Source organism: Streptacidiphilus jeojiense, from assembly GCF_000719095.1.
GTDB classification, from domain to species: Bacteria; Actinomycetota; Actinomycetes; order Streptomycetales; family Streptomycetaceae; genus Streptacidiphilus; species Streptacidiphilus jeojiensis.
Map to the genome: position 1 here is coordinate 71,262 of NZ_JOEH01000027.1, position 24,113 is coordinate 95,374.

Annotated in this window: 25 protein-coding genes; 10 read left to right on the forward strand and 15 right to left on the reverse strand. The window is 73.6% G+C overall.

What is annotated here, in order from left to right; translation table 11 throughout:
* The first annotated feature begins 13 nt into the window (after positions 1–13).
* Together IF29_RS0131685 and IF29_RS0131690 are read left to right on the forward strand one after the other, a co-directional pair.
* The gene (locus tag IF29_RS0131685) at positions 14–925 is read left to right on the forward strand and encodes an SDR family oxidoreductase (protein WP_030262076.1); all 912 of its coding nucleotides are present in this window, start codon (positions 14–16) and stop codon (positions 923–925) included.
* 159 nt (positions 926–1,084) lie between these two features.
* Complete coding sequence (locus IF29_RS0131690; RefSeq protein ID WP_030262080.1) at positions 1,085–1,393, forward strand: hypothetical protein; 309 nt, start codon at positions 1,085–1,087, stop codon at positions 1,391–1,393.
* Between the two features lie 15 nt (positions 1,394–1,408).
* Here IF29_RS0131690 and IF29_RS0131695 read toward each other — a convergent pair whose 3' ends face one another.
* The 7 genes from IF29_RS0131695 to IF29_RS0131725 form a co-directional block, all read right to left on the reverse strand.
* On the reverse strand, positions 1,409–1,927 hold the full coding sequence (locus tag IF29_RS0131695) for an NUDIX domain-containing protein (protein ID WP_051726280.1): 519 nt from the start codon (positions 1,925–1,927) through the stop codon (positions 1,409–1,411).
* Entirely contained in the window at positions 1,927–2,709 is a 783-nt protein-coding gene (locus IF29_RS0131700) for an urease accessory protein UreD (protein ID WP_030262085.1), read from the reverse strand. Before IF29_RS0131700 ends, IF29_RS0131695 begins: the two co-directional genes overlap by 1 nt.
* On the reverse strand, positions 2,706–3,380 hold the full coding sequence (gene ureG / locus IF29_RS0131705) for an urease accessory protein UreG (protein WP_030262088.1): 675 nt from the start codon (positions 3,378–3,380) through the stop codon (positions 2,706–2,708). Before ureG ends, IF29_RS0131700 begins: the two co-directional genes overlap by 4 nt.
* 25 nt (positions 3,381–3,405) lie before the next feature.
* Positions 3,406–4,086, reverse strand: a complete 681-nt coding sequence (locus IF29_RS0131710) for an urease accessory protein UreF (protein ID WP_030262091.1) — start codon at positions 4,084–4,086, stop codon at positions 3,406–3,408.
* Positions 4,087–4,110: 24 nt separating this feature from the next.
* Complete coding sequence (locus IF29_RS0131715; protein ID WP_051726281.1) at positions 4,111–5,865, reverse strand: urease subunit alpha; 1,755 nt, start codon at positions 5,863–5,865, stop codon at positions 4,111–4,113.
* Entirely contained in the window at positions 5,858–6,169 is a 312-nt protein-coding gene (locus tag IF29_RS0131720; RefSeq protein WP_030262095.1) for an urease subunit beta, read from the reverse strand. Before IF29_RS0131720 ends, IF29_RS0131715 begins: the two co-directional genes overlap by 8 nt.
* A 74-nt stretch (positions 6,170–6,243) precedes the next feature.
* Positions 6,244–6,546 (reverse strand): urease subunit gamma, encoded by a 303-nt coding sequence (locus tag IF29_RS0131725; protein WP_030262098.1) that lies wholly within the window; start codon positions 6,544–6,546, stop codon positions 6,244–6,246.
* A gap of 851 nt (positions 6,547–7,397) precedes the next feature.
* On the opposite strand from IF29_RS0131725, the gene IF29_RS0131730 reads away from it, so the two are divergent.
* Positions 7,398–7,871 carry a C40 family peptidase gene (locus tag IF29_RS0131730; protein ID WP_030262101.1) on the forward strand — a complete coding sequence of 158 codons (474 nt, stop codon included), beginning with the start codon at positions 7,398–7,400 and terminating at the stop codon, positions 7,869–7,871.
* A 39-nt stretch (positions 7,872–7,910) separates the two neighbouring features.
* On the opposite strand, the gene IF29_RS0131735 is transcribed toward IF29_RS0131730, so the two are convergent.
* Entirely contained in the window at positions 7,911–8,903 is a 993-nt protein-coding gene (locus IF29_RS0131735) for a Gfo/Idh/MocA family protein (RefSeq protein ID WP_030262103.1), read from the reverse strand.
* Positions 8,904–8,994: 91 nt separating this feature from the next.
* Here IF29_RS0131735 and IF29_RS44010 point away from each other — a divergent pair, with 91 nt between their 5' ends.
* Positions 8,995–9,939 carry a hypothetical protein gene (locus IF29_RS44010; RefSeq protein WP_051726282.1) on the forward strand — a complete coding sequence of 315 codons (945 nt, stop codon included), beginning with the start codon at positions 8,995–8,997 and terminating at the stop codon, positions 9,937–9,939.
* On the opposite strand, the gene IF29_RS0131745 is transcribed toward IF29_RS44010, so the two are convergent.
* From IF29_RS0131745 to IF29_RS0131755, 3 genes are read right to left on the reverse strand one after another with little or no spacing between them, the layout of a single operon-like run.
* Positions 9,917–11,125, reverse strand: a complete 1,209-nt coding sequence (locus tag IF29_RS0131745; RefSeq protein WP_084715296.1) for an 8-amino-7-oxononanoate synthase — start codon at positions 11,123–11,125, stop codon at positions 9,917–9,919. The genes IF29_RS44010 and IF29_RS0131745 overlap by 23 nt on opposite strands.
* The gene (locus tag IF29_RS0131750) at positions 11,122–11,352 is read right to left on the reverse strand and encodes a hypothetical protein (RefSeq protein ID WP_030262111.1); all 231 of its coding nucleotides are present in this window, start codon (positions 11,350–11,352) and stop codon (positions 11,122–11,124) included. The genes IF29_RS0131745 and IF29_RS0131750 overlap by 4 nt, the downstream gene beginning before the upstream one ends.
* Before the next feature lie 32 nt (positions 11,353–11,384).
* Positions 11,385–12,341: a hypothetical protein gene (locus tag IF29_RS0131755; protein ID WP_157624026.1), complete on the reverse strand. Its 957-nt coding sequence runs from the start codon at positions 12,339–12,341 to the stop codon at positions 11,385–11,387.
* 177 nt (positions 12,342–12,518) lie between these two features.
* Between IF29_RS0131755 and bioB the strand changes: the two genes are divergently transcribed.
* From bioB to bioD, 3 genes are all read left to right on the forward strand, one after another.
* Entirely contained in the window at positions 12,519–13,685 is a 1,167-nt protein-coding gene (gene bioB / locus IF29_RS0131760; RefSeq protein WP_030262117.1) for a biotin synthase BioB, read from the forward strand.
* A 74-nt stretch (positions 13,686–13,759) separates the two neighbouring features.
* Positions 13,760–14,992 carry an adenosylmethionine--8-amino-7-oxononanoate transaminase gene (locus tag IF29_RS0131765; protein WP_380522177.1) on the forward strand — a complete coding sequence of 411 codons (1,233 nt, stop codon included), beginning with the start codon at positions 13,760–13,762 and terminating at the stop codon, positions 14,990–14,992.
* 6 nt (positions 14,993–14,998) lie between these two features.
* Positions 14,999–15,739 (forward strand): dethiobiotin synthase, encoded by a 741-nt coding sequence (gene bioD, locus IF29_RS0131770; RefSeq protein ID WP_030262122.1) that lies wholly within the window; start codon positions 14,999–15,001, stop codon positions 15,737–15,739.
* Here the strand turns inward: bioD and IF29_RS0131775 are convergent.
* Positions 15,729–16,670: a chitinase gene (locus tag IF29_RS0131775; protein ID WP_051726283.1), complete on the reverse strand. Its 942-nt coding sequence runs from the start codon at positions 16,668–16,670 to the stop codon at positions 15,729–15,731. The two genes, bioD and IF29_RS0131775, sit on opposite strands and share 11 nt — an antisense overlap.
* 247 nt (positions 16,671–16,917) lie before the next feature.
* Here IF29_RS0131775 and IF29_RS0131780 point away from each other — a divergent pair, with 247 nt between their 5' ends.
* Both IF29_RS0131780 and IF29_RS0131785 read left to right on the forward strand, forming a co-directional pair.
* Positions 16,918–17,751 carry an ABC transporter ATP-binding protein gene (locus tag IF29_RS0131780; RefSeq protein ID WP_084715298.1) on the forward strand — a complete coding sequence of 278 codons (834 nt, stop codon included), beginning with the start codon at positions 16,918–16,920 and terminating at the stop codon, positions 17,749–17,751.
* A 7-nt stretch (positions 17,752–17,758) separates the two neighbouring features.
* A complete protein-coding gene (locus IF29_RS0131785) occupies positions 17,759–20,326 on the forward strand; it encodes an ABC transporter permease (protein WP_030262127.1) in 2,568 nt (855 codons plus the stop codon).
* A 31-nt stretch (positions 20,327–20,357) separates the two neighbouring features.
* Here the strand turns inward: IF29_RS0131785 and IF29_RS0131790 are convergent, their stop codons facing one another.
* From IF29_RS0131790 to IF29_RS0131800, 3 genes are read right to left on the reverse strand one after another with little or no spacing between them, the layout of a single operon-like run.
* Positions 20,358–20,777 (reverse strand): GNAT family N-acetyltransferase, encoded by a 420-nt coding sequence (locus IF29_RS0131790; protein ID WP_030262128.1) that lies wholly within the window; start codon positions 20,775–20,777, stop codon positions 20,358–20,360.
* Positions 20,778–20,830: 53 nt separating this feature from the next.
* A complete protein-coding gene (locus IF29_RS0131795) occupies positions 20,831–21,769 on the reverse strand; it encodes a hypothetical protein (RefSeq protein WP_157624027.1) in 939 nt (312 codons plus the stop codon).
* Between the two features lie 5 nt (positions 21,770–21,774).
* Positions 21,775–22,737, reverse strand: coding sequence for a hypothetical protein (locus tag IF29_RS0131800; protein WP_157624028.1), 963 nt, complete (start codon positions 22,735–22,737; stop codon positions 21,775–21,777).
* Positions 22,738–22,876: 139 nt separating this feature from the next.
* On the opposite strand from IF29_RS0131800, the gene IF29_RS46385 reads away from it, so the two are divergent.
* Positions 22,877–24,109 (forward strand): type ISP restriction/modification enzyme, encoded by a 1,233-nt coding sequence (locus IF29_RS46385; RefSeq protein ID WP_232242685.1) that lies wholly within the window; start codon positions 22,877–22,879, stop codon positions 24,107–24,109.
* Positions 24,110–24,113 lie beyond the last annotated feature (4 nt).

The window sequence follows — 24,113 nt, forward strand, 5'->3', positions numbered from 1 at the left end:
TTGGAGGCGCAGCATGACCGACCCGAACCGGCCCCTGGACGGGACGGTGGCCCTGGTCGCCGGCGGCACCCGGGGCGGCGGGCGCGGGATCGCGGTGGAGCTCGGCGCGGCCGGGGCCACCGTGTACGTGTCCGGCCGGAGCAGCACCGCGGGCCGCTCCGACCTCGACCGCCCGGAGACCGTCGAGCAGACCGCCGACCTGGTCACCGCCGCCGGAGGCACCGGCATCGCGGTCCGCACCGACCACAGCCGGCCGGACCAGGTCCGCGCGCTGGTCGAACGGATCGCCACCGAGCAGGACGGCCGGCTGGACCTGCTGGTGAACTGCGTCTGGGGCGGCGACCCGCTCAGCGACTGGGAGCACCCGATCTGGGAGCAGGACCTCGACCAGGGCTTCCGGCTGCTGCGCCGGGCCGTGGACACCCACATCATCACCAGCCGCTACGCACTCCCCCTGCTGGTCGCGCGGGGCCGCGGCCTGGTCGTCGAGGTGACCGACGGGAACTCGGCCCGCTACCGCGGCTCGCTCTTCTACGACCTGGCGAAGTCCTCGGTGATCCGGCTGGCCGTGGCGCAGGCGGCGGAGTTGCGTCCGCACGGTGTCGCGGCCGTCGCGCTCACCCCGGGGTTCCTGCGTTCGGAGGCGATGCTGGACGGGCTCGGGGTGACCGAGGCGAACTGGCGCGACGCCGCGGCCAAGGACCCGCACTTCGCGCAGTCCGAGTCGCCCGCCTACCTCGGCCGCGCGGTGGCCGCGCTGGCCGCCGACCCGGACGTCATGGCCAGGACCGGCCGGGCGCTGGCCACCTGGGACCTCTCCAAGGACTACGGCTTCACCGACGCGGACGGCAGCCGACCCGACTTCGCCGCGTACTGGGCCGAGACGCTGGAGCCGGAGTACGGCCCGATGGGTGAGGCGCTGTAGCAGGCACTGGCCGGCGGTGCGGTCGGCACTGCGGCCGGCGCCGGATGTCCGAACCTCTGGATTCGATCAAATCAGGTGGGATCGTGCGTACGGCTGGGCACCCTGATCCCACGCCGCACCGACGACCGGTCGGGGCGCCGTTCAGGGGGATGATCGTTCATGGTCTTCATCATTGTCGTCGGTGTCCTGGTCGGGCTCGCCTTCCTCAACTTCATCGTCAAGTCCATCGTGCGCGCCGGACGCCAGACGGGTCCGTACGCGGACACCCGCCGCACCCGGGGCGTGTGGGAGGACGGCACCACTCCGTACGGCATCGACACGGCGGTGCCGCCGCACGGCGGTCACCACGGCGGGGGTCACCACGGTGGCGGTCACCACCACGGCGGTCACCACCAGCACCACGACGTCGGCTCCACGCCCACCCACACCAGCCACGACATGGGCGGTGGCGGCCACCACCACGGCTGACCCGGCAGGTGCCCCTCAGCGCGGCCCGTTGGGGACGTACCCCAGATCGATCGGCTGCGCCGGCGGCCCCTCGCGGCGCAGGTCGGCCAGCAGCCGGACCAGCTGAGGGGGCCACAGCACCTCGGCGCAGTCGGCGAGTTCGTCCGGGGTCCACCAGCGGCAGGTCATGATGCCGTCGTGGGCGAAGGACTCGGTGAGATCGCCGATCGGGTCCCGGCGCGGGGCCGAGCCCAGAAAGATGACCTCGTGCTGGCGGGTGGGCACGCCCGACCGGGTGTAGTCGTGCTCCCAGATCCACAGCGCCGGGCCGGGGACCACGTCCGTCCAGCCGGTCTCCTCGACGGTCTCCCGCAGCGCTCCGGCGAGTTCGTCCTCGCCCTGGTGCAGGCCGCCGCCGGGGAGCACCCAGTGCGGCCCGACCTCGATGTCGTCGTGGAGCTGGAGGAACACCGCGCCCTCCGGGTCCAGCACCAGGATCCGGGCGGCGCGGCGGGAGATCCGCCCGCGCTCGTTCTCCTCGGTCTCGTCGCTCATCACAGCACCCTATCGATCGCCCTGCGCAGCCGCAGGCCGTCCGGGGCCGCAGCGGTGACCAGCAGCGCCGGGGCTCCGGCGAGCGGGAGCAGCGCGGCCTCCGCCGCCCCCTCGGCGAGGAACCGGGCCGTGGCCGGCTTCTCAGTCAGGGACGGTTCGCAGAGCAGCAGTTGGCCGAGCGCCCGGTGCTCGGCCAACACGGCGGGGCCGTCCCAGCCCGGGGCGCCCGGCCCGAGGTCGGTCTGCTGGTCCAGCACCGTCCGGCCGTCGTGACGCAGGGTCAGCCGGGCGGTGAGGCGGCCCGGGGCCTCGCCGCTCCGCCCGAGGACCTGCTCCTCGCGCAGCAGCAGCCGGGCGCCCGCCGCCAGCGTCACCCTGGTCGTCATCCGCAGCACGCTGCCCTGCGCGGCGATCACCGGCTCCGGCAGCCACTCCAACTCGCCGCCCTCGGCCACCGTCAGATCGAGGTCGTAGTGCGCCGGCGCCGGAATCCGTCCCGGCAGGCTGACCGTGGCGGCGGCGCTGGTGACCCGCAGTCGGGCCCCGGCCGCGACGGTGACCTCGATCCGCAGCCGGTCCCCGCCGAGCGGGGCGGCCATCGCACCGACGATCGTCACCTGGGCCGCGCCGCCGCCCTCCGGGTGCGAGGTGCGCCGCAGCGCCAGCGGTCCGTCCCCGGTGAGCAGCGGCAACGCGGTCCCGCCGCGGCCGTCCGGCCGGGCCGCGATCCGCGCCACGGCCCGCACCGACGAAGCGCCGCCCGGGGCACCGCCACCGCTCACTTGGTCCACTCGAGCAGCCGGCCGCGGACCCACTCGGCGATCGGGGCGACGCCGTCGGCCGCCGCGAGCGAGCAGAACACCACCGGCAGGTCCCCGCGCTGCGCCCGGGCGTCGCGGTCCATCACCCCCAGGTCGGCGCCGACCAGCGGGGCCAGGTCGGTCTTGTTGATGACCAGCAGGTCGGAGGTGGAGACCCCGGGGCCGCCCTTGCGGGGGATCTTGTCGCCGCCGGAGACGTCGATGACAAAGATCTGGTAGTCGACCAGCCCCTTGCTGAAGGTCGCGGTGAGGTTGTCGCCGCCGCTCTCGACCAGCACCAGGTCCAGCGGCCCGACCTCGTCCTCCAGGTCCTCGACCGCCTCCAGGTTGGCGGAGATGTCGTCGCGGATGGCGGTGTGCGGGCAGCAGCCGGTCTCCACCGCGGTGATCCGCTCCGGCGGCAGGACCGCGTTGCGCAGCAGGAACTCGGCGTCCTCGGTGGTGTAGATGTCATTGGTGACGACGGCCAGCGAGAGTTCGTCGCGCAGCACCCGGCACAGCGCGGCGACGGTCGCGGTCTTGCCGGAACCGACGGGTCCGCCGAGGCCGATCCGCAGGGCGCGGCGGCGGCCGTCGGCGCGCAGCGGCTCCGCCCCGGGCAGCGGGGCGGGGAGGTCGTGGTCACGATGCATGGTCGGTCTCCTCTGTGAAGAAGGGTCAGGAGGCGAAGAGGCGCACGGCCCAGCCGGCGTGCTGTTCGGCGTAGAGGTCCAGCAGCGGGGCCGAGGCGGCGGGGAGGGCGTCGAGGTCCCCGGTCGCCCCGGCCTCGGCCGCCGCCTCGCCGGCCCGCGCCGCGACCTCGGCGAGTTCCGCGGTCAGCCCGGCCAGGACCGCGGTGGCCCGGAACGGGTCGAGTCCCAGCAGCCGCACGCATGCGGTGACCGGCCCCGAGACGCTCTCGTAGGCCGCGGCCGACGCGGCGTCGGCCGGGGTGAGACCTGCCGCCGCCGCGGTGAGGCCGAGGACCACCGGCTGGTGCACCCCGCGCGGCCGTTCCGCCGCCAGCCGCTCCAAGGCCGCATCGGGCCAGACCGTCCGGGCGGCGCGGATCAGCTGCCGGCCCAGGCGGCGCGAGGCGGCCCGCAGCGCCGGGGAGGGCATCCGGGCGTCCGCGGCGCGGTCCAGGTCCAGCGGGTCGATCCGGCCGCCGGCCGCCGCCGCGGCGAGCGCGGCGGCGGTCAGTCCGGCGGTGTGCAGCCGTCCGGCGCAGAACGCCGCGAGGCCGGCGCTGTCCCGGATCCGCCCGGCCTTGACGGCGGCCTCGGCACCGCCCGAGTGGGCGTGGCCGCCGGCCGGGAAGCGTCCGTCGGCGAGGACCAGGAGGGCTGGGTTCATCATGCGGGCACCTGTCGCCGTCGCTCGTCAGAACAGGAAGTAGCGCTGGGCCATGGGCAGTTCGGCCGCCGGCTGCGGCTCCACCACCTCGCCGTCGATGCGGACGGTGAAGGTGTCCGGTTCGACGGTGACCTCCGGCCTGGCCGTGTTCTCGTGCAGGTGGTCCTTGGTGACGCCGCGGGTGTTGCGGGTCGCCGTGAACGTCTTGCCGATGCCCAGTTCCTCGGCGAGCCGCTCCGGCAGCTGGTCGTCGAGGGCGGTCTGGGTGACGAAGTTGAGCGAGTTGGCGGCCGGGGCACGGCCGATGGCGCCGAACATGGGCCTCGGCAGCACCGGTTGCGGGGTGGGGATGGAGGCGTTGGCGTCGCCCATCTGGGCCCAGGCGATCTGACCGCCCTTGACCACCAGATCGGGCTTGACGCCGAAGAAGGCGGGGTTCCACAGCACCAGGTCGGCCAGCTTCCCGGCCTCCACCGAGCCGATCTCGCCGTCCAGCCCCTGCGCCACCGCCGGGTTGATGGTGTACTTCGCGACGTAGCGCCGGGCCCGCCGGTTGTCGGCGCGGCCGTCGCCGGGGAGCGAGCCGCGACGGCGCTTCATCACATGGGCGGTCTGCCAGGTCCGCATGATCACCTCGCCGACCCGGCCCATGGCCTGGGAGTCGGAGCTGATGATCGAGATCGCGCCCAGGTCGTGCAGGAAGTCCTCGGCGGCGATGGTCGAGGGACGGATCCGGGACTCGGCGAAGGCCAGGTCCTCGGGCACGCTGGGGCTGAGGTGGTGACAGACCATCAGCATGTCCAGGTGCTCGTCCACGGTGTTGCGGGTGTGCGGACGGGTCGGATTGGTCGAGCTGGGCAGGACGTTGAGCTGCGAGACCACGGTGATGATGTCCGGGGCGTGCCCGCCCCCGGCGCCCTCGGTGTGGTACGCGTGCACCCCGCGGCCGGCGATGGCCGCCAGGGTGTCCTGGACGAAGCCGGCCTCGTTCAGGGTGTCGGTGTGGATGGCGAGTTGGGCGCCGGACTCCTCGCAGACCCGCAGGCAGGCGTCGATGGCGGCCGGGGTGGAGCCCCAGTCCTCATGGATCTTGAAGCCCAGCGCGCCGGCCCGCAGCTGCGCGCGCATGGACTCGGTGGAGACGGTGTTGCCCTTGCCCAGCAACCCGAAGTTGACCGGGTACTGCTCGGCCGCCGCGAACATCCGCGCCAGGTGCCAGCTGCCGGGGGTGATGGTGGTGGCCTTGCTGCCCTCGGCCGGTCCGGTGCCGCCGCCGAGGAGCGTGGTGACGCCGCTGGCCAGGGCCTCCTCGAAGATCTGCGGGCAGATCAGATGAACGTGCGCGTCCACCGCACCGGCGGTGAGGATCCTGCCGTTGCCCGCGATCACCTCGGTGTCCGGGCCGATCACCAGGTCGGGGTGGACCCCGTCCATGGTCTCCGGGTTCCCGGCCTTGCCCAGCGCGGTGATCCGTCCGTCGCGGATGCCCACGTCGGCCTTGACGATGCCCCAGTGGTCCAGCACCACCGCGCCGGTGATGACGGTGTCCGGGGTGCCTTCGGCCCGCGAGGCGCGGGACTGGCCCATGGACTCGCGGATCACCTTGCCGCCGCCGAACACCGCCTCGTCGCCGCCGGCGCTCAGGTCCTGCTCGACCTCGATCAGCAGATCGGTGTCGGCCAGCCGGATCCGGTCCCCGGTGGTCGGCCCGAAGAGCTGCGCGTAGCGGCGCCGGGTCAGCGTCAACGCGGCGGCCGGGCGTGGTGCGGTCGGGTCAGTCATCGAGGCTCCCCTTCGTCTCGCCGCGCAGGCCCAGCACCTCGCGGCGCCCGCCCAGCGGGATCAGCTCGACCTCGGCCGGAATGCCGGGCTCGAAGCGCACGGCCGTGCCGGCCGGGATGTTCAACCGCTGCCCGCGGGCGGCCGCGCGGTCGAAGGACAGCCCCGGATTGGCCTCGGCGAAGTGGTAGTGCGACCCGACCTGGATCGGCCGGTCGGCGGCGTTGACCACGGCCAGCAGGGTGACCTCACGGCCCAGGTTCAGCTCGATGTCGCCGGTGCCGAGCAGGATCTCACCGGGGATCAGGGGCGCGTCGGCGGCGCTGCGTTCGGCGGCCAGGTGTTCGGCGTCGCTGCGTTCGGCGCCGGTGCGGTCCGCGCTCATGCGATCGGCTCGTGCACGGTGACCAGCTTGGTGCCGTCCGGGAAGGTCGCCTCGACCTGGACGTCGTGGATCATCTCCGGGATGCCCTCCATGACGTCCTCCCGGGTGAGCACCTTGCGCCCCGACTCCATCAACTCGGCGACGGTGCGCCCGTCCCGCGCGCCTTCCAGGACGTGCACGGTGAGGATGGCGACGGTCTCCGGATGGTTCAGCCGCAGCCCGCGTTCGCGCCGGGCCCGGGCCACGTCGGCGGCCACATGGATGAGCAGGCGTTCCTGCTCGTGCGGGGTCAGTCTCATCGGCGTACACCTCTTGCGGGGCGTCCCATGCATGCTGCCTGGGGAGTGGGACGCGGGCACGCCCTTGTGCCGCGGAATGAGCCGACGACCCCACCCGGTGCGCAGCGGGGGTACCGGCCGCGGACGGCGTCGCACACGGGCCGCACTGCCCGCCGCCGCCACGGCCGATCCGCGCCCGTGGCCTGGATCGTGTGCCGACACGTTAGCGGAACGAAAGGGTTTCCGGTGAGGGGGCGCGTCACACGGAGGCGTTCTGCCGGCGCCGGCACAGCAATGGCGTGCGCACGCCATGTCGTCCGCAAAAGCGGAACCCGGACGGCCGGAATATGAGGCTCCGTCATTTGTCGCCCCGTTCGGACGGACGAGAACCGGACACGCAGAATGGCGCATCATCACCCCTCGCACTCCGCATTACCGTTGACATCAACGCAGGTCAGGCGGTACTTCCGGGAGCAGTGTGATTTTTGCCAACTCCCCTGAACAATCCCAATAAATGATCGTCAGAGCGCTGATCGTTCATGTTGTGGACGCATAGGAAACGCAAAGTGACAAGAGTCACAGATATCCGTTGGATCGTGAAGATCCCATAAAAACGTGCCAATACTGTCGGCCGAACGGAGAAGTCCTCGCCGCCGTGGCGAGGCGGTCCGGCCGGACGCCGAGTCTCGCCACCGGTCGGACGCCAGGTGCCCACACACCTGACAGGCGAGAGCGGGAGACCCGATCAGGGCGGGACGGCTCGACCGTCCCTTGGGGTGAAGCCGCCGCGTGAACCCACGCGGCGGACGGGCAGCTTTCGGAGCCCGAACCCGACAGGGAGAACTTTCGTAGGCGGTTCCGGAAGGAAACGCATGACTGCGTCCGTGCTCAACCATGCCCCCAGCCGCCGCTGGCGGGCCGGCGTCACCACCGCGCTCACCGTCGCCGCCTTCGCCGGCAGCACCCTGCTGGCGAGCAGTCCCGCCGACGCCGCCACGATCGAGGCCAAGGCACTGAACATCGCCGCGTCCAAGCACGGCGACCCCTACCGCTACGGCGCCGCGGGACCCAACCGGTTCGACTGCTCCGGTCTGACGTACTACTCCTTCAAGCACGCGGGCAAGTCCCTGCCCCGGACCGCGCAGGCCCAGTACAACAGCGTCCAGCACATCTCCAAGGCCGCCCTGCGCCCCGGGGACCTGGTCTTCTTCCACTCCGGCGGCTCGGTCTACCACGTCGGCATCTACGCCGGCGGCGGCAGGATCTGGCACGCCCCCTACACCGGCTCCTACGTGAAGCTGGAGAAGATCTGGACCAGCGCGGTCTGGTACGGCCGCATCCGCTGACGGCCGGTCCGAACCGAGGCGTCCGGACCGGCCGGTCCGCTACTCGCCGGGGTAGCGGACGCCGATCCGCTCGCGGGCCGCGTCCAGGACCTCCATCACCTCGACGGTGTCCTGCCAGGTCACCAGGGGGCTCTCGACCAGCCCGGCACGCAGGCAGCGCATCGCCTCCTCCGCCTCGTGGGCGAAGCCAATGCCGGTGACCGGCAGGTTGAACTCCTCCGGCCGGTCGTCGTCACCCCCGTTGCGGTAGAGGGTGAACGAGTCCGGCCGCAGGAACAGCGGCGGTACCTCGATCCGTCCGAGGGATCCGCCGACATAGGCGCGGCCGGGGCTGCTGGCGACGATGCCGCAGCTCAGGGTCGCCAGCGCGCCGGAGTCGTAGCCGAGCACCAGCCCGGTGTTGAGGTCCACCCCCTCCGGGGAGATCGAGGCGTGGGCCGCGACGGTGTCGGGCTTGCCCAGCAGCAGGTGCGCGAAGGAGACCGGGTAGACGCCCAGGTCCAGCAGGGCTCCCCCGCCGAGCTCCGGATTGCGCAGCCGGTGCAGCGGGTCGGTCGGGCCGGGGAAGCCGAAGTCGGCGTGCACGATGCCGACCTCGCCGATGGCGCCGTCCGCGATCAGGTCGAGCATCTTGCGGATCGCCGGGTTGCAGCGCATCCACATGCCCTCCATGAGGAACACCCCGCGCTTGCGGGCGAGCTCCACCAGCGCCCGGGAGTCCGCGGCGTTGAGGGTGAACGGCTTCTCGCACAGCACGGCGCGCCCGGCCTCCAGGCAGAGCGCGGTCGCCTCGTAGTGGGCCTGGTGCGGGGTGGCGACGTAGATGATGTCCACCTCGTCGTCCCCGGCGAGCTCGGCCCAACTGCCGTGCGCGCGCGGGATGTCGAAGCGGTCGGCGAAGGCCCGGGCGGAGGCCTCGGTACGCGAGCCGACCGCCACGAGCTCGGCGTCGGGGAGCAGCTTCAGGTCATGGGCGAAGTCGGCGGCGATGCCGCCGGTGGCCAGGATGCCCCAGCGAATGGTGTCGGTCATGGGCCTATCCCACCTCGCTGACCTGCCACTCGTCCAGGGGCGGTGTCGCCGGACGGCGTGCCGTGGCGCGAGGAGCGGCGTTAGGCAGGGCATGTCCGATCATCGATGGTCCCCCATCGCCCGTCTGGTCCCGGCAGTGGGACTGCTGCTCGCGGCCTGTGCCGCGCAGCCGACCACCAGCGGCCCCCCGGCCGACCGCACCCCCGCGGTGGCACCGCAGGCCGTCCCGGCCGCGGAGTCGCCCGCCCCGGCCGCGGCCGACGGACCCACCGTCACCGCGGCCGGCCTGGCCGTGACGGCCGGAGGCTACTGGCTCGAATCGGTGGGCGAGCAGCCCACCGGCGCGGTCCGCTCGCTCGACTACCTCTTCCGGGTGCTGGCCCCCGACGGGAGCGCGGTCACCACCTTCCGCGGCGGTCCGGACACGGCCCGGGCCTACCTGGTCCGCTCGGACCTGACCGGGTTCCGCCGGGTCGTGCCGGCCGATCTCGGCGAAGGGGTGTGGAGCGCACCGCTGGGCGAGGTGGACCCCGGCCGCTGGCGCGTCTACCTGGCCTTCGCCCCGAGCAGCAGCCGGCTGCCCCCGGGCCGCTCCGCCGAGCTGCTGCTGGGCCGTGCCCTGCAGGTGCCGGGCGCCTGGGAGACCAGCCCGCTCGACCCGCCGTCGGACACCGCCTCGGTCGACGGCTACACCCTCCGCCTCAGCGGCAGCCCGGCGGCGGGACAGCCGGTGCTGCTGCGGCTGGCCGTGGACGCGCCGGCCGGCAGCGATCCGCTGCGGCCGCTGGACGGGGCTCCCGCGCAGCTGACCGCGGTCCACCCCGGCGACCTGGCGCTGGTCCCGTTCACGCCGCTGCCCGGACGGGGGATCGCCTTCCGGGGCACCTTCCCCGAGGCGGGCGACTGGCGCCTGTTCGTCCAGTTCCGGACGGCCCGTCAGGGCGCCGCAGCCGCAGCCGTTGCCGGCACCGGCACCGGTACCGCCGCCGGGTTCGACGACCACACCGCCGTCCTCACCGTGACGGTTCGGCCCTGACCAGTACCTCCACCGCGTGGGCGATCTGCTCCCGGGTCAGGTCCGCCCGGGCCGTCAGCCGCAGCCGCGACCAGCGGTCGGGGACGGACGGCGGCCGGAAGCAGCCGACCAGCACGCCCTGCTCGCGGCAGGCCGCGGCCCAGGCCAGCGCCTTCTCCGGAGCCGCCACCCGGACCGACACCACGGCGGCGTCGGGGACCGAGGCGTCCAGCCCGGCCGCCGTCAGCCGGTCGGACAGCTCGCGGCCCACCGCACGGGCCCGCTCGGCGCGTTCCGGCTGCTCGCGCAGCAGCCGCAGCGCGCCGAGCGCCGCGCCGACCGCCGCCGGCGCCAGGCCGGTGTCGAAGATGAAGGTCCGGGCCGACTGGACCAGGTGTTCGATCACCCGGCGCGGACCGAGCACCGCACCGCCCTGCGAGCCCAGCGACTTGGAGAGGGTGACCGTGGCGACCACGTCCGGCGCCCCGGCCAGACCGGCGGCGGCGAGCGCACCCGCGCCGCCCGGGCCGAGGACCCCCAGCCCGTGCGCGTCGTCCACCAGCAGCGCTGCGCCGTGGTCCCGGCAGGCGGCGGCGTGGCCGGCCAGCGGGGCGGCGTCGCCGTCCACCGAGAAGACCGAGTCGCTGACGACCAGGGCCCGCGGCTCGGCCCTGGCCGCGAGTTCGGCCCGGACCGCGTCCGGCGAGCGGTGCGCGGCGCGGGCCACCCTGGCCCGGGACAGCCGGCAGCCGTCGATCAGCGAGGCGTGGTTCAGCGCGTCCGAGACGATGACGGTGTCGGCGTCGGTGAGCGCGGTGACCGCGGCGAGGTTGGCGGTGTAGCCGGAGGAGAACACCAGGGCCGCCTCGGCGCCGCAGAAGGCCGCGAGTTCGGCCTCCAACTCGGCGTGCAGCGCCGTACTACCGGTGACCAGGCGCGATCCGGTGGCGCCGCCGCCCCAGCGCAGTGCGGCGTCGGCGGCGGCCCGGGTGACCCGGGGGTGGCGCACCAGGCCCAGGTAGTCGTTGCTGGCCAGGTCGAGCAGCGGCTCGTCGGCGGCGCGCGGACGCAGCGTGCGGACCAGCCCGGCGCTGCGGCGCCGGGCGGCGGCCTCGTCCAGCCAGTCGAAGGGGGCCGGGCGCTGCGGTGCCGGCGCCGACGGCAGGGCGTCCGGCAGCGTCTCCGGGCGGGGGGAGTCGACGGTCATCCGGAGCACGCCCCGCGCTGGGCCTGCTGCCACTCGCAGAGCGCGCACAGCGGAGCGCCGGGCGCGTCGGCCGGGTGCTCGCTGGGCTCGCCGCACAGCACGCAGTCGGCCACCGGCTGCCCGGGCGTCACGGCCACGGGGGCGGCGGGGGCGGCGGGGGCACCGGTCGCGCAGTACCCGGCGGCGTCGCCGTCGGCGCGGGCATCGGGTTCGGTTTCACTGTCCACGGCGCCGATCCTACGCGGGGCGCTCGGGCCGCTCAGGGCGCCGTCGAACCCGAGCCGGTCTGGTCCGGCTCCCAGGCCAGCGCCTCGGCCAGGGCGTAGGAGAGGTACCAGGTGGGGGTCTGCAGGTCCGCGGTCAGCGGACTGCTGTCCTGGTAGGCGGTCTGGACGACGGTCACGGCCTGGCCGACGGCCGCGACGTGGACCAGGGTGGCGCCGTTCGCCGGGTCCTGGGCCACCGGGGGCGCGGACGAGGCGGAGGCGGAGGCCGAGGGATGCGCCGACGCCGAGGCGGTGGCCGACTTGGAGTCGGGGGTCGACGACTGGCTCTGCGGCGCCTTCGAGGAGGACCCGGCACCCGCCGTCGGAGAGGCGCTGGGTTGCGCGACGGTCGCCGCCAGCCCCGCACCCGGCTGCCGGAACTGCAGCGCGGACTGGGCGGTCTGCCCGACCAGCAGGGCGCTCGCGGCCCGGGCGGCCGCCGCGCGGTCCGGGTAGTAGAGGACCGTCACCGAGGAGTACTCCACCGGCTTGCCGTCCCGTACGTAATCGGCCGTCAGATACCCGGTGCAGTGGGCGGTCGCGGCCGCCGGGGCGGATGCGGCGAAGGCCGGGCCGCAGGATCCCTTGGGCTGGTCGAGCACGGCGTAGCGGGTGCCCAGGTAGCCCTGCGGGCTGGTCGCCGTGGCCGGGTAGTCGACCTTCTTCGGCAGCAGGAAGTCGACCAGGTTGGCGTTGGCGTCGCTGCCCGAGGCGGCGGCCCCGCCCTGCTGCCCCGCGGAGTCCTGGGAGATCCCGTCGGCCGCCGCCTGCTGGTCCAGGTGCGAGGGACCCAGGTACTGCACCTCGGCCCAGGTGACCCCCGTCGCGGCCACCACCAGCACGCCGACCAGGGCCCACCGCCGGGGCTTGCGGCGCCGGTGCCGACGGGCCGACGACCGGGCCTGGGGCGTGCTCTGGTGTGCCCCCGGCTGCTCCCCCGTCGTGGTCATGCGGATGAGTGTATGGGGTCCCCCCGCGCGGTGATCAGGGGGTGCGGGGGACGGGTTGTTTTTCGCCCGCGACGCCGTGACTGTGTGGTTCTGTCACCTCGGGACCAATCCTCACGGCGATCTTCTGGCAGGTTCCGACGTGGCGGCGGGACCCTCCCGGGAGGCAGGATCACCACCATGGATCTGCTCGAAACCCTCGTCGCCAAGGGCCTGCGCCGCGAACTCCCGACCCGGGAGGAGGCCCTGGCCGTGCTCGCCACCCCGGACGAGGACCTGCTGGACGTGGTCGCCGCCGCCGGACGGGTGCGCCGCCAGTGGTTCGGCCGCCGGGTGAAGCTCAACTACCTGGTCAACCTGAAGAGCGGGCTGTGCCCGGAGGACTGCGGCTACTGCTCGCAGCGGCTCGGGTCCAAGGCGGAGATCCTCAAGTACACCTGGCTGAAGCCGGACCAGGCCGCCGCGGCCGCCAGGGCCGGCCTGGCCGGCGGCGCCAAGCGGGTCTGCCTGGTCGCCAGCGGGCGCGGCCCGACCGACCGTGACGTGGAGCGGGTCGCCGACACCGTCTCGGCCATCAAGGCCGAGAACGAGGACGTCGAGATCTGCGCCTGCCTCGGCCTGCTCTCCGACGGCCAGGCCGAGCGGCTGCGCGACGCCGGGGTGCACGCCTACAACCACAACCTCAACACCTCCGAGGACACCTACACCGACATCTGCTCCACCCACACCTTCGCGGACCGGGTGGACACGGTGCAGCAGGCGCAGGCCGCCGGGCTGTCCGCCTGCTCGGGCCTGATCGCGGGCATGGGCGAGAGCGACGCCGACCTGGTCGACGTGGTGTTCGCGCTGCGCGAGCTGAGCCCCGACTCGGTGCCGGTGAACTTCCTGATCCCGTTCGAGGGCACCCCGCTGGCGAAGGAGTGGAACCTCACCCCGCAGCGCTGCCTGCGCATCCTGGCCATGGTCCGCTTCGTCTGCCCGGACATCGAGGTCCGGCTCGCGGGCGGCCGCGAGGTGCACCTGCGCAGCCTGCAGCCGCTGGCGCTGCACCTGGTCAACTCCATCTTCCTGGGCGACTACCTGACCAGCGAGGGCCAGGCCGGACAGACCGACCTGGACATGATCGCGGACGCCGGCTTCGTGGTGGAGGGCTCGGACGAGAAGACCCTGCTCCGCGACCGCGAGCCGACCGCCGCCGACGCCGACCCGGTCGCCGACGGTGACCTCGTCCCGGCCCACGGCCCCGCCGCCGACGCCGACCTGCCCGAGCAGCTCGCGGACCGCCGCCGGGACCTGGTCTCGGTGCGCCGCCGGGGCGCCGGCACCGACCTGCCCCCGAACGCGTGACCGGCTTCGACCCCGGCGACACCGAGCAGTTGCTCGCACTGGACCGCGCGCACGTCTGGCACCCCTACGGCGCGATGCCGGCCGCCGTCCCCCCGTTCGCGGTCGAGTCCGCGCAGGGGGTGCGGCTGCGGATGGCGCAGCCGGTCGAGGGCCGGGGCGAGCTGGTCGACGGCATGTCCTCGTGGTGGTCGGCGATCCACGGCTACCGGCACCCGGTGCTGGACCAGGCGGTCCGCGACCAGCTGGGCCGGATGAGCCATGTGATGTTCGGCGGCCTCACCCACGAGCCGGCGGTCCGGCTGGCCGCCCGGCTGGTGGAGATCACCCCGGAGCCGCTGCGCCACGTCTTCCTGGCCGACTCCGGCTCGGTCGCGGTCGAGGTCGCCGCGAAGATGTGCCTGCAGTACTGGCGCTCGGTCGGCCGCCCGGCCAAGCAGCGGCTGCTGACCTGGCGCGGCGGCTACCACGGCGACACCTTCCACCCGATGTCGGTGTGCGACCCCGAGGGCGGGATGCACCAGCTCTGGACCGGGGTGCTGCCCCGTCAGATCTTCGCCGACGCGCCCCCGGACGGCTTCGACGCCCCGCTGGACCCCGGTTACGCGGCCCGTCTCGACGAGCTGATCGGCCGGCACGCCGCCGAGACCGCCGCTGTGATCGTCGAGCCGGTGGTGCAGGGCGCGGGCGGGATGCGGTTCCACTCCCCCGCGCTGCTGCGGGAGTTGCGACGGCTCTGCGACCTGCACGGCGTGCTGCTGGTGTTCGACGAGATCGCGACCGGCTTCGGCCGCACCGGTGCGCTGTTCGCCGCCGACCACGCCGGGGTCTCCCCCGATGTGATGTGCGTGGGCAAGGCCCTGACCGGCGGCTATCTGACGCTGGCCGCGGCCCTGTGCACCACCGAGGTGGCCGCTGGCATCAGCGGCGGCGAGGTCCCGGTGCTCGCGCACGGCCCGACGTTCATGGGCAACCCGCTGGCCTGCGCGGTGGCGAACGCCTCGATCGAGCTGCTGCTGAGCCAGGACTGGGCGGTCGAGGTGAAGCGGATCGAGGCCGGTCTGCGGGCCGGTCTCGCCCCCGCCGCCGACCTCCCCGGCGTCAGCGACGTCCGGGTGCTGGGCGCCATCGGGGTGGTCCAGCTGGACCACGAGGTGGACGTGGCCGCGGCGACCCGCGCCGCCGCCCGCGAGGGCGTCTGGCTGCGCCCGTTCCGCGACCTCGTCTACACCATGCCGCCGTACGTGACCGGCGACGACGATCTGGCCGCGGTCTGCGCGGGGGTCGTCGCCGCCGCCGGGAAGGGCTGATCCGCGATGACCATCATGCTGGTGACCGGCACCGGGACCGAGATCGGCAAGACCGTGGTGACGGCTGCCGTCGCCTCGCTGGCGCTGGGTGCGGGCCGGCGGGTCGCGGTGCTCAAGCCCGCGCAGACCGGCGTGGCCCCGGACGAGTCCGGCGACGTCGACGAAGTCGTGCGCCTGGCGGGCGAACTGACCACCAGTGAGCTGGGCCGCTATCCGGAGCCGCTGGCCCCGGCCACCGCCGCCGCCCGCAGCGGTCTGCCGCCGGTCTCGCCGGAGCAGGTCGCCGAGGAGGCGGCCCGGCTGGCCCTGGACCACGACCTGGTGCTGGTCGAGGGGGCGGGCGGGCTGCTGGTCCGCTACGACGAGCAGGGCTCGACGCTGGCCGAGGTGCCGGCGGCACTGGCCGCGCTGGGGCACGCCTGCTCGGTGCTGCTGGTGACCACGGCGGGTCTGGGCACGCTGAACACCACGGCGCTGACCGCGGAGGCGCTGCGGGCGCGCGGCGTCCCGCTGCTGGGACTGGTGATCGGCGCCTGGCCGGCCGAGCCCGACCTGGCCGCCCGCTGCAATCTGGCCGACCTGCCGGTGGTGGCCGGCGCCCCGCTGCTGGGGGCGCTGCCGGCCGGATCGGCAGGCGACGGAGCGGACCGTGTCTCCCTCCGGACCACGGCCCGCTCCTGTCTCGCGCCCGCCCTCGGCGGGGTGTGGGAGGGGCCGTTGCCGGCCTCCCCCGTGCTCAGCCGGTGATCTTGTTGAAGATCTTCGAGTAGGCGTACTTGGTGGCCTTGTCGTAGCTGTCGACCTCCCAGAACGCCAGCTCCTGAACGCCCTTGGAGGCCGCGAAGGTCTCCAGGGTGGTCGCGTTGGCCTGGGTGAAGTTCTCGTTGTCGTCGTTCCGGCCGGCGATCGGGGTCAGGCCGATCTTGTTCCAGGTCGCCGACGCGCTGGTGCCGTAGAGCGAGGCCAGCTGCTTCTCGGTGGCGGTGGCCCCCGACTCGGCGTCCTTGAGCGCGTTCTCGCCGTCGCCGAAGTCCATGGTCATGATGTTGACCAGGTTGACGTTGACGCCCTTGCTCTTGGCGTCCTTGAGCAGGGTGAGCGCGTTGGACTCCAGGCCGGTGGGGTCGACCGGGAGGGTGTAGTCCACCTGCACCGAGGGGTTGGACTTCTGCAGCGCGGCCAGGGCCTGGTCGCGGCGGGAGTTGGCCGCGGTGTTGTTCAGGTAGTCGCCCTCGATGTCGAAGTCCAGCCGGGTGATCCCGTAGGTGTTCACGACGTTGGCGTAGGCGGCGGTGAGGCTGCTGACGGAGGTGCAGGTCTGGGCTATCTCGCCGCCGGACGCGCCGCCGAAGGAGACGATCACGTTCCCGCCGGACGACTTCAGCGAGTTGACCTGCGAGGTGAACGCGCCGAGCGAGGCGTCGCCGTCCTCCCACTTGGGCGTGCAGCCGGACTTGGGGATCAGGAAGGCCAGCGTGTAGTACTTGTCGCCGCTCGCCTTCAGGTCCGCCGCCATGTCCCCGGCGCTGCTGCTGGACAGCTCCAGGTACGGCGCGGAGTAGTGGGTGGGGAAGGAGCCCGAGGCGTGGGCCGGGAGGGCGCCGGCGAGCAGGGCCAGCACGGGGGCGAGGGCTGCGGTGGCGGCGAGGGCGACGGAGCGTGTGGGGGTCTTCGCCATGACGACCTTTCAGTTGCTTCAGTTGCTGGTCGGATTCTCGTTAGGAAGGTTTCCTAACTGCATGGGGAGGATCGTGGCCCTTTGCCAGGGCACTGTCAAGAGGTCGCGCCGAAGCGGCAGCTGACTGCGTGTAAGGGACACCCGTAGCCGACGGGTGTCCCGCAGGAGGATGCCGACTGTCAGTGGCCCCGCATAGGCTCCTCCCAGGCGCCGCACAACCGGCGGCGGACCGACTGGGGGTGGGTCAATGCCTGCGATCTCCGAGCCCGTACCACCGGACCGGAAGCCGGAACCAGGGCCGGAACCGGGGCCGCTGCCGCCGGCCGCCCGGGCCGAGCAGCTGACCAAGGCCTACGGCGAGGGCGACACCCGGGTGGTGGCGCTGGACGCGGTGGACGTGGAGATCGGGCGCGGCCGCTTCACCGCCATCATGGGCCCCTCGGGTTCCGGCAAGTCCACGCTGATGCACTGCCTGGCCGGCCTGGACACGGTCAGCTCCGGCCGGATCTGGATCGGCGACACCGAGATCACCGCTCTCAACGAGAAGCAGCTGACCCGGCTGCGCCGCGACAACGTCGGCTTCGTCTTCCAGGCCTTCAACCTGCTGCCCACCCTGACCGCCGAGGAGAACATCACCCTGCCCGGCGACATCGCCGGGCGCCGCACCGACGGCGACTGGCTCAAGCGCGTCATCGAGACCCTGGGCATCGGCGACCGGCTGCGGCACCGCCCGTCCGAACTGTCCGGCGGCCAGCAGCAGCGGGTCGCGGTGGCCCGCGCGCTGGCCTCCCGGCCGCAGATCATCTTCGCCGACGAGCCGACCGGCAACCTGGACTCGCGCAGCGGCGCCGAGGTCCTCGGCTTCCTGCGCGGCAGCGTGGACGAACTGGGCCAGACCGTGGTGATGGTCACCCACGACCCGGTCGCCGCCTCCTACGCCGACACCGTGCTGTTCCTGGCCGACGGCCGGATCGTCGAACAGCTGGTCGCGCCGACGGCGGACGCCGTGCTGGAGCGGATGGGCCGCCTGGACGACCGCGCCTCCGGGACCACCGAGAACCGCCGACCGGGGGGACGGTGACCGCACCATGCTGAAGGCGACCCTGCGCGGCTTCCTGGCCCACAAGGGCCGGCTGGTCCTCTCGCTGCTGGCCGTCCTGCTCTCGGTGGCCTTCGTCGCCGGGACGCTGATGTTCACGGACACCATCAGCGGCACCTTCGACCGGCTGTTCCGCAGCACCTCCCCCGATGTCAGCGTCACCCCGCACAGCGAGGTGGGCAGCGGCCGGCAGGACCTCTCCGGCGCGGTGGCCACCGAGTCGGACGCGCTGGTGGCGAAGGTCGCCGCGGTCCCCGGGGTGGCCTCCGCCCGGCCCGGGGTCGGGGTGTCCAACATCGTTCTGGTGGACGCGGCCAACCACAACATCGGCTCGGTCGGCGGAGCGCCGACCATCGGCGTCAACTGGGTGCCCACGTCCCGCTCGGTGGTGGACCTGACCTCCGGCAGCGCCCCGGCCGGCGACGGCCAGGCCGTCATCGACGCCGACACGGCCCGCAAGCACCATCTGACGATCGGCCAGCAGCTGCGGGTGATCGCCGGCCCCGGCAGCTTCCCGATCCGGATCACCGGCATCGCGACCTTCAACACCACCAACCCCGGTGCCACCCTGCTCTTCCTGGACACCGCGACCGCCGAGCAACGGCTGCTCGGCCGCACCGGGCTGGTCACCTCGGTGGACGTGACCGCGGCGAAGGGCGTCTCCGACGACGTGCTGAAGCAGCGGATCCTGCCGGTGGTCGGCGCCGGATACGACGTCAAGACCGCCGCCGAGACCGCCAAGGACTCGGCCCAGCAGCTGGGCACCTTCCTGTCGGTGATCAAGGACGCGCTGCTGGGCTTCGCCGGGATCGCGGTGCTGGTGGGCGTCTCGCTGATCCTCAACACCTTCTCGATGCTGGTGGCCCAGGGCACCAGGGAGCTCGGCCTGATGCGCGCCCTGGGGGCCAGCCGACGGCAGGTGAACCGCTCGGTGATGGTGGAGGCGGTGCTGCTCGGGGTGGTCGGCTCCACCCTGGGGCTGCTGGTCGGGGTGGGGCTGGCGCAGCTGCTGATCAAACTGATCGGCGGGGTCGGCATGGAGCTGAAGGGCAGTGAGATCGCCTTCCGCTGGCCCACCCCGGTGGCCGCCTACGCGGTGGGCGTGATCGTCACCGCGGTCTCCGCCTACCTCCCGGCCCGGCGCGCCGCCTCGGTGTCGCCGATGGCCGCGCTGCGCGAGGCCGACACCCCGGGCCGCGGCGCGCCGCTGCGGCGGCGGGCGCTGCTCGGCGGCACCGTGCTGTTCCTCGGCGCCGCCGCGCTGGCGGCAGCGGGCACCCTGCACGCGGCCGGGGCCGCGGCGGGCTACCTCGGCCTGGGCGTCCTGCTCAGCCTGATCGGCCTGATCATGACCGGTCCGCTGCTGGCCCGGCCGGTGATCCGGGTGCTGGGCGGCTGGTTCCCCCGCGCCTTCGGGTCCATCGGCTCGCTCAGCCAGCGCAACGCGCTCCGCAACCCGCGCCGGACCAGCGCCACCGCCTCGGCCCTGATGATCGGTCTGGCGCTGGTGGCGGCGCTGTCGGTGGTGGGCTCCTCGATGGGCGCCTCGTTCGACCAGCAGGTCGACAAGACCGTCGGCGCGGACCTCATCATCCAGAACGGTCAGGGCCAGCCCTTCCCGGCCGAGGTGGCCCGGTCCGTCCAGGCGGTCCCCGGGGTCGGCCTGCTGGTGCGCACCCAGGCCGTCCCGGTGACCGAGATCGCCGCCGACGGCAGCGCGACCAAGGTCTCCATGCTCGGCAGCACCGACGGGCTGGACCAGGTGGTCCACCTGTCGCTGCGCTCCGGCACCGTCGCCGCGGCCACCGCCCCGGGCGCGGTGATGATCGCCTCCACCTACGCGGACGACCACCACCTCACCCTCGGCAGCACGCTGACGGTGCTGTTCCCCGACGGCACCCGGGTCCCGCTCACCGTCGCGGCCATCGACAACGTCGACGACAGCCTCACCGGCATCGGCAAGAACCCGGTCACGGGCACCGCGACGCTACAGCGGTACGCCCCCGGGGTGCAGGACGACGGCGTGTTCGTCAATGTCGCCGCCGGCGCGGACAAGGCGCAGGTCAAGGCCGCGATCACGACGGCGATCGCCAAGGACCCGCAGGTCCAGGTCCGGGACCAGTCCGACTACAAGAAGCTGATCCGGCAGCAGATCGACATCCTGCTCAACCTGGTCTACGGCCTGCTGGCGCTGGCGATCATCATCGCCGTGCTCGGCGTCGTCAACACCCTGGCCCTGTCCGTGGTCGAGCGGACCCGGGAGATCGGCCTGCTGCGCGCCATCGGACTGTCCCGCCGTCAGCTACGCCGCATGGTGCGGCTGGAGTCGGTGGTCATCGCCCTGTTCGGCGCCGTCCTCGGCCTCGGCCTGGGCCTGGTCTGGGGGCTGGCGGCGCAGCACCTGCTCTCGCTGAAGGGCATGCAGGCGCTCTCCATACCCTGGACCACGGTGATCGCCGTCGTCCTCGGCGCCGCCCTGGTCGGCCTGCTGGCCGCCCTCGGGCCGGCCCTGCGCGCCTCCCGGCTGAACGTCCTGGCCGCCATCGCCCACGAATGACGCCCACGAATGACCGAAGGGAGTACCGGGCTCAGAACTTCTTGACCCAGCGCCGCCACTGCGGCTCGGGCGCGTACCCGGCGGCCCGCCAGGCCCGCTGCCCGAGCTCGTTGCGCTCCAGCACCATCGCGTCACCGCGACGGCCGCCGAGCGCGGTGAAGCGCTGCTCGGCCGCCTCCAGCAGCGCGCCGCCGATCCCCTGACGGCGCGAACCGGGGTCCACCGCGAGCCGGTAGAGGTGGCAGCGCCAGCCGTCCCACCCGGCGATGACCGTCCCCACCATCCGGCCGTCCCGCTCGGCGATGATCACCGCCTCGGCGTCCCGGGCGATCAGACGGCCCACCCCGTCCTCGTCGTCGCTGATGCTCGTCCCCTCCGCGGCGGTCCTCCAGAACTCCAGCAGTGCGGTGACGTCGTCGGGGGTCGATGAACGGATGATCAGATCGGTCATGGCCAGAGACTCGCACACCGCACCGATCCCCCGCGAGCCGTTTCCCTGCCGCGTCAGCCCGCCCGACCTGGGAAGGTCAGCTTCAGCAGACTCAGGATCTGCTGACTGGAATCGGCGAGTGCGACCCCTTGCGGCACACCCCTGACGCTCAGCAGGGTGCCCCCGCAGCCGCCCATGCGGTCGACCACCACGGCCGCCGGCGACGTGCCGTCGGTGTCGCCGTGCCCCCGGTAGAAGTCGAGGGTGAGCTCGGCCCCGCCGTCGTTCGGGCAGTTGAACACCCCGACCGGCGCGGTGGGCAACGCGTTGACCACGGCCACCGTCCTTGCCACCAGTGTGGGGTCGGTGACGGTCGCCAGCGTCCGCTGCCCGGGCAGAGCCTTGCTGGGGTTGGATCCCGGGGACGCGATCACCACGAGCCGGGTGACCCCGGCCGGGATCACGGCCGCAGCGGGATGCGCCGGACGCCAGGTGTCCTGGGCGTCGACCCGCAGCAATGTGCTCCCGTCGTGCACCGCCACCTGGACGTCCAACTCGCGCGACTGCAGCAGCGCGGTGGCCGGGCGGCCGAAGGTGACGAACGGTACGGAATTCATCGTGCCCGTGCCGGTGCGGGTGGTACCCGGAGGGACATGGGACATGAACCAGCCGACGGCCTGGTCGGGCGTCCCCGAGTAGCTCCACCACCCGGTCGTGACCACATCGTTCTTGTCGCCGAAGGAGAACGGCGGGAGCAGGTTCGCGGATCCGGCGGGCGCGCCGGCCAACCGCCGTGCGCCGGGCGGTGCGACGAAGGCCTTGGCCATCGCCGACACGTCCGCCCGGGCGGTCTGCTGCGGCGACAGGGTCGCCGGTCGGGAGGGGACCACCGAGGTGGCGGGACGCGTGGACGGGGAGGCCGAAGCGGCGCCGGGGCCGGGTTGTGAGGCACACCCCGCGAGCAGTGCTGCGCCGGCCGCGAGGAGCGCCGTACGGATCACGGTTCGGGTCATCACCATCACTGCACCTGGCTCGGGAGGGTCAGCTTCAGTGCGGCCAGGATCTCCTGCTCCGACCCGACCAGTGCGACCTTCTGCGGCCCACCGCGCACACTCAACTCCGTGCTCCCGCACCCGGCGGCGCTGTCGACCGCCACGGCCACCGGTGTCGTGGCGGTCGCACCGCCACTGTCGCGGTAGAAGCTGACGACGATCCCGCCGCCGGCGCCTCCCGGGCAGGGGATGCCCCACACTGGCGTGGGCAAGGCGTTGACCAGGGCCACCACCTTCGCCACCGGCCCGGGGTCGGTGACCGTCACCTGGGTCCACGACCCGGACGTGGCCGCGCTGTTCGCGGGCCCGGGAACACCGGCTGCCGCGCTCGACGACGCGGGGTCGGCGGTGACCACGATGCGGGTCACCCCGGACGGGATCACGGCCGCCGCCGGGTGCGCCGGCCGCCAGGTGTCCACGGCGTCGATCCGCAGCAGCGTGCTCCCGTGGAAGGTGGCCAGATCGATCTCCAGTCGACGCTGGGACAGCAGCGCGGTCGCCCGCTGTCCGTAGAAGACCGAGTCGACCTGGGCGACACCTCCGGCCGCTCCCTTGCGTCCCCTACCGCTGGACCCCGTCCCGACGGTGCCCCGGGGGACATGGGACGTCAACCAGTCGGCGGCCTGCTGCTGCGTCCCCGGATAGGTCCACCATCCGACGGCGGCCACCACCTTGCCCCCGACCGTCAACGCCGGGAACAGGCCCGCCGAGCCCGCCGGAGCACCCGCCAGCCGCCGCGCACCGGGCGGCGCCACGAAGGCGCCGAGCCGCGCGGCCACATCCGCCCGCGCGGTCTGCTGCGGCGACGCGACAGCCGCCCGGGACGGGGCCACCGAGAGCGACAGCCGCGAGGTATCGGAGGAAGTATCGGGAGCGCTCTGCGCGGCACACCCCAACAGCAGCGCTGCGCCGGCCGCAAGGAGCGCCATAAGGTTCGCAGTTCGAGTCATGGCCCTGTGACGCGGCAATCCCCTGTCCGGTTCCTCTTCCGCTTTCCGGCGGTTCCCACCCGGCTACCACGGCGCCGTGTCGGACCGGCTCGGTACGATGACCGGTGGGAGGTGCCAGGTGGCCGGAGTGCCGCTGCTCAGCGAGCTGATGCCGTGGTCGGTGGCCGGGCTGCGGGTGGGGCGGGGGTGGGTCAGGTCCGCTCATCCCGAGGTGCTGGCCGCGCGGTGGCGCAGATTGGCCGAGGCCGATCCGGTGCAGCGGGCCGAGCTGTTCCGGCCGAGCCGCTCGCGGACGGTGGACAGTGCCGTCCCGCAGCTGCCCGGGCAGGCGACCTCGACCCGGCGGCTGTCCCAGGAGCCGGGCTCCGCGCCCGAGCCGGTACGGGTCCGGCACGGCGCGTTCGACCGGCAGTGGCTGCTCGCCGACCAGCGGCTGCTGGACCAGCCCCGGCCCGAGCTGTGGCGGGTCGCGGACGGCCGGCAGCTCTTCGCCGCAGTCCAGCCAGTCCAGCCCGTCCAGCCCGTCGACGCCGAGGACGGCCCCGCCGTCGCCTTCTCGACCGAGCTGCCGGACGGCGCCCGGCCCAAGGGTGTCGGCCGGATCCATCCGCTCTACCGCCGCCCCGGCGGCCTGGAGCCGAACCTGACGCCCGGTCTGACCGCGCTGCTGAGACGGAAGTTGGGGGTCAAGGTCCGGCCCGAGGAGTTGCTCGCCTGGATCGCGGCGGTGACCGCGCACCCGCTCGGCCGCACCGGCGAGGACGTCCCGGTGCCGCTCCCCGCCGACCCCGGCCTCTGGGCGGAGGGCCTGGACCTGGGCCGACGGGTGCTCTGGCTGCACACCTTCGGTGAACGCTCCACCACAGGGCTCGGCCCGCTGCGGATGCCGGGCGGGCGCCGTCCCTTCGTCCGGGAGCGGGTGACCGGGCTGCCGGACGCCCTGGAGCACGACCCCGAGGACGACGCCCTGCTGATCGGCACCGGCCGGCTCTCCCCGGTCGCCCGCAGCGCCTGGGGGTTCCGCGCCGCCGGCGAACCGGTGCTGACCCGCTGGTTCGCCGAACGCTGCGCCGACCCCGAGGCCCGGCCCGGCACCCTGGAGGCCCTGGCCCTGACCGGCTGGCCCCAGCAGTACACCGCCGACCTCGTCGACCTGGTCACCGTGCTGACCCTGCTGGCCGAACTGCGTCCGGCCCTGACCGACCTCACCGCCCGGGCCGCCGAAGGCGGAGTCGGCACCGCCGACCTCACCGCCGCCGGAGTCCTCCCGGTCCGCGACCACTCCCGCCGCCCGGCCTCGGTCCTGCTCCACCACGAGGAAGGCCCGGACGGCCAGTTCGCCCTACTGTGACTGC

What these genes read in the sequence shown, in the direction of transcription:
- IF29_RS0131685 (WP_030262076.1), top strand. Translation starts at nt 14, where the DNA reads ATGACCGACCCGAACCGGCCCCTGGACGGGACGGTGGCCCTGGTCGCC.
- IF29_RS0131690 (WP_030262080.1), top strand. Translation starts at nt 1,085, where the DNA reads ATGGTCTTCATCATTGTCGTCGGTGTCCTGGTCGGGCTCGCCTTCCTC.
- IF29_RS0131695 (WP_051726280.1), bottom strand. Translation starts at nt 1,927, where the DNA reads ATGAGCGACGAGACCGAGGAGAACGAGCGCGGGCGGATCTCCCGCCGC.
- ureG (WP_030262088.1), bottom strand. Translation starts at nt 3,380, where the DNA reads ATGCATCGTGACCACGACCTCCCCGCCCCGCTGCCCGGGGCGGAGCCG.
- IF29_RS0131710 (WP_030262091.1), bottom strand. Translation starts at nt 4,086, where the DNA reads ATGATGAACCCAGCCCTCCTGGTCCTCGCCGACGGACGCTTCCCGGCC.
- IF29_RS0131715 (WP_051726281.1), bottom strand. Translation starts at nt 5,865, where the DNA reads ATGACTGACCCGACCGCACCACGCCCGGCCGCCGCGTTGACGCTGACC.
- IF29_RS0131725 (WP_030262098.1), bottom strand. Translation starts at nt 6,546, where the DNA reads ATGAGACTGACCCCGCACGAGCAGGAACGCCTGCTCATCCATGTGGCC.
- IF29_RS0131730 (WP_030262101.1), top strand. Translation starts at nt 7,398, where the DNA reads ATGACTGCGTCCGTGCTCAACCATGCCCCCAGCCGCCGCTGGCGGGCC.
- IF29_RS0131735 (WP_030262103.1), bottom strand. Translation starts at nt 8,903, where the DNA reads ATGACCGACACCATTCGCTGGGGCATCCTGGCCACCGGCGGCATCGCC.
- IF29_RS44010 (WP_051726282.1), top strand. Translation starts at nt 8,995, where the DNA reads ATGTCCGATCATCGATGGTCCCCCATCGCCCGTCTGGTCCCGGCAGTG.
- IF29_RS0131745 (WP_084715296.1), bottom strand. Translation starts at nt 11,125, where the DNA reads ATGACCGTCGACTCCCCCCGCCCGGAGACGCTGCCGGACGCCCTGCCG.
- IF29_RS0131755 (WP_157624026.1), bottom strand. Translation starts at nt 12,341, where the DNA reads ATGACCACGACGGGGGAGCAGCCGGGGGCACACCAGAGCACGCCCCAG.
- bioB (WP_030262117.1), top strand. Translation starts at nt 12,519, where the DNA reads ATGGATCTGCTCGAAACCCTCGTCGCCAAGGGCCTGCGCCGCGAACTC.
- IF29_RS0131765 (WP_380522177.1), top strand. Translation starts at nt 13,760, where the DNA reads ATGCCGGCCGCCGTCCCCCCGTTCGCGGTCGAGTCCGCGCAGGGGGTG.
- bioD (WP_030262122.1), top strand. Translation starts at nt 14,999, where the DNA reads ATGACCATCATGCTGGTGACCGGCACCGGGACCGAGATCGGCAAGACC.
- IF29_RS0131775 (WP_051726283.1), bottom strand. Translation starts at nt 16,670, where the DNA reads ATGGCGAAGACCCCCACACGCTCCGTCGCCCTCGCCGCCACCGCAGCC.
- IF29_RS0131780 (WP_084715298.1), top strand. Translation starts at nt 16,918, where the DNA reads ATGCCTGCGATCTCCGAGCCCGTACCACCGGACCGGAAGCCGGAACCA.
- IF29_RS0131785 (WP_030262127.1), top strand. Translation starts at nt 17,759, where the DNA reads ATGCTGAAGGCGACCCTGCGCGGCTTCCTGGCCCACAAGGGCCGGCTG.
- IF29_RS0131790 (WP_030262128.1), bottom strand. Translation starts at nt 20,777, where the DNA reads ATGACCGATCTGATCATCCGTTCATCGACCCCCGACGACGTCACCGCA.
- IF29_RS0131795 (WP_157624027.1), bottom strand. Translation starts at nt 21,769, where the DNA reads ATGACCCGAACCGTGATCCGTACGGCGCTCCTCGCGGCCGGCGCAGCA.
- IF29_RS0131800 (WP_157624028.1), bottom strand. Translation starts at nt 22,737, where the DNA reads ATGGCGCTCCTTGCGGCCGGCGCAGCGCTGCTGTTGGGGTGTGCCGCG.